Raw genomic sequence first — 2,688 nt, 5'->3', positions numbered from 1 at the left:
TCTCCACCATGTCCGAACACCGAAATCCTGTCGGCCACCCGACAGTTCCCCCCTCAACGACGCCTCATCACCCCAACCGAAACGGCGAGGTTAGGCAGTGGATTTTCCAGCGCTGGTTTTTCCAGAGATGGAAAATCCCACTCTGGCTGTGAGCTGCTGTTTCCGCCGCGGTTGGGCAGGGCCGGGGGCGCTGGCGGCGGCACCGGCTGTGGTGCCTTCCGGGCGGGTTCTTTCGGTGGCGGCTGCTGGGTGGGCTGGTCGGTGATCAAGTAGGTCGAGGTGCTTGCCGCGTTTGCCGTTTCGGAAATTACCGCCATTGTTGCCAGCCGGAGTTGCCAGCCGGATCGTGTTTGTCATAGCCGAGGTGGTCGGTGATCTCGGCCTCGAGGGCGGACCCCAGCAGCCGCAGGGTCAGTTGCTGCAGCAGCCCGCCCTCGCCGGACAGTTGCAGGCCCACGGCCTCCGCCGCCACAGCCGCCATCGGCTCGACAGCCTCGTGCTCGGTCGCGTTCTCACTGCTCATCGATGCATCTTCCATAATCGGGGGTTACGCCGAACGATTTACAGTCCCAGCCAGGGCGCGTTCCTCGGTGCGTTACATAGCAGCGCTGTGGTCGTTGGACGGTGGTGTCGCATGCCAACGAGTCGTCACTTGAGGGGTGGTCTCCCCCGCCACGCAGGCCATTTGTCCTTGCCGCCATGGGGGGCGCGGGAGGGGCGGTCATGCTGGACCAGACTGTTGTCGCGATTGCTCTCGACCCGATGGCGCATAGTTTGCATCTAACGACGTTCACAATGCACAGTGTTGTGCTGGTCTATGTGTTGTCGCTATCGTCGCTCACGCCCGTCGGCGGCATGCTGGCCCGCAGGATCGGCATTGTCCGCACCTTCCAATGCGGGGTTGTGACCTTCGCCGTCGCATCCGCGAGCTGCGGACTCGCACCGGTTGGCGGCGGAGCAGAGGCGTTCATCCTCACGGCGCGCTGTGTACAGGGTGCCGGGGCGGCGCTGATGCTTCCGGTGGCGACCACGATGATCACAGACTTGTACGGGGAGCAGGAACGCGGCAGGGCGTTGGCGATCTATGCAGGTCTGGCGCAAATCTTCTTCGTGCTCGGCCCGGTCGTCGGGGCGGCCCTGACCCAGTCTCTCGGATGGCGCGCGGTCTTCCTCGTCAACTTTCCCCTTAGCGGTGTGATCCTCTGGTTGGCCGCTAGGGCACACATGAAAACCGGGGCGGCGGGTGGGCCACTCGCCGTGGTGCCCGTCCTGATCACCGCGTTCTCCTTGGCCATGCTGGTCCTGGGGTTGTACGGGTGGGGGCTCTGGGGGTTTTCAGACGTAAGGTCGCTTTCGGCCCTCGTGACGGGCACGGTAGCGTTGGTGTTCGCTGTGCGGCTGACTCTGCAGTCCCGGCATCCGGTGGTGGATCTGAGGCTGCTGACCATCCGTCGGTATGCGGTGGCGGTGACGCTTACCTTTCTGGTGCAGGCCGCGCAAATGATCGTTCTCGTGCACGGTACGGTTTTCCTGCGGCAGGCCTTGGATCTATCAGTGCTTGCTTCGGGCCTCTGCTTGCTGCCCTTGGTGCTTTCTCTCACGGTAGGGACGTTCGCTTCCGGGTACCTGATGGACCTCTTCCGGTCGGTGCGGGTGCCTACGCTGTCCGGGCTGATGGCTGCCACGCTCGGCGCGGCCGCGTGGACGGCCGCGCTGCCAGTACCCGACTACCTCTGGCAGATTCCCGGGATGGCTCTGGCGGGCCTGGGGCTGGGCATGCCGATTCCCGCCCTGAGTGCGGAACTGATGAGCGTGGTGCCCCGGGATAGGACGGCTGAGGCGTCCGTTCTGCGGCAGATGCTGCGCCAGTTGGGCGGGGCTTTCGGGCTGGCGATGGGTGGAGCGGTGGTGCTGGCCGTCAACGATGACAGTGTCGATGCGACCGGCATCGTTAGCGTCCCGGCGTCACAGGCGGGGTTCATGCTGGCGAGCAGTCTCTTGGGAGGGACACTACTGTTTTCGGCTGTCTTGTTGCCTCGATCTCAAACGCCCACGACTCAAGCCGACCTGGAGCGTGGCTGACACAGCCAGGCCCGCCCGCTGGGCTGCGCGGCGGTGTTCTCCCGCCGGGCCACCTCTGCCGGGAGCGGGTGCGGGGCTCGGGCAGCGACCGTCCAGCACGAGGAGCAGCGGCAACAGGCAGACACGCTCGTCGGCCCCCTCGATCTGTTCGAGGTCACGGGCGACCGGCAGGCCCTGTCTGCCTTCTCAAGGAGAAGCCCTCGGGAGTAATTGTCAATTTCTGTGGTCCTCTGCGGTATGGGTGTGGGCGGGTGACGAGGAGCGTTTCAGGAGGCTGTTCAGAGCCTCTCAACCATCGCTCTCTTCGGACTCCTACCAGGTACCGCGTGCGTGACCCGTCTTCTGTCCTATGCGTGCCTAAAGGTTGTCCCGTAACCGGTGGAGCGGTTGGTGCGTTGGCTGGTCACGGGTGGGGTGATCTCAGCAGATGATCCGAAGTGGATCGAGCCGTTCGCGGGTCTGACCGAGGTGCAGTTCGCCAGGCTGGTGGCACTGGTGCGGTGTCGCCGGTGGGGTTGCGTCCAGGGAAGTGGTGTACGGGTTCGACCTGATCCGGGGGTTTGCTCCGGCATCGGGATGGTGCCCGCATAGACGAACGGCCACCGG

1 protein-coding gene and 2 pseudogenes are annotated in these 2,688 nt (G+C 64.8%); 2 read left to right on the top strand and 1 reads right to left on the bottom strand.

All coding sequences use genetic code 11. The features are described from left to right. Positions 1-291: 291 nt before the first annotated feature. A pseudogene (locus AB0M26_RS31755) lies at positions 292-481 on the bottom strand (IS256 family transposase); the annotation flags it as partial. A gap of 242 nt (positions 482-723) precedes the next feature. Here AB0M26_RS31755 and AB0M26_RS31750 point away from each other — a divergent pair. Both AB0M26_RS31750 and AB0M26_RS31745 read left to right on the top strand, forming a co-directional pair. Next, on the top strand, positions 724-2,082 hold the full coding sequence (locus AB0M26_RS31750) for an MFS transporter (RefSeq protein WP_365266468.1): 1,359 nt from the start codon (positions 724-726) through the stop codon (positions 2,080-2,082). Between the two features lie 399 nt (positions 2,083-2,481). After that, positions 2,482-2,607, top strand: a pseudogene (locus AB0M26_RS31745) (IS5/IS1182 family transposase); the annotation flags it as partial. Between the last annotated feature and the right edge of the window lie 81 nt (positions 2,608-2,688).

This window comes from Streptomyces sp. NPDC051776, from assembly GCF_040681345.1.
Classification (GTDB): domain Bacteria; phylum Actinomycetota; class Actinomycetes; order Streptomycetales; family Streptomycetaceae; genus Streptomyces.
Note: the sequence above shows the minus strand (reverse complement) of the source record. Positions and strands in the feature narration are given on the sequence as shown.

Bases quoted from the DNA above. Each gene is read 5' to 3' on its own strand.
- AB0M26_RS31750 (WP_365266468.1), top strand. From the start codon at position 724: ATGCTGGACCAGACTGTTGTCGCGATTGCTCTCGACCCGATGGCGCAT.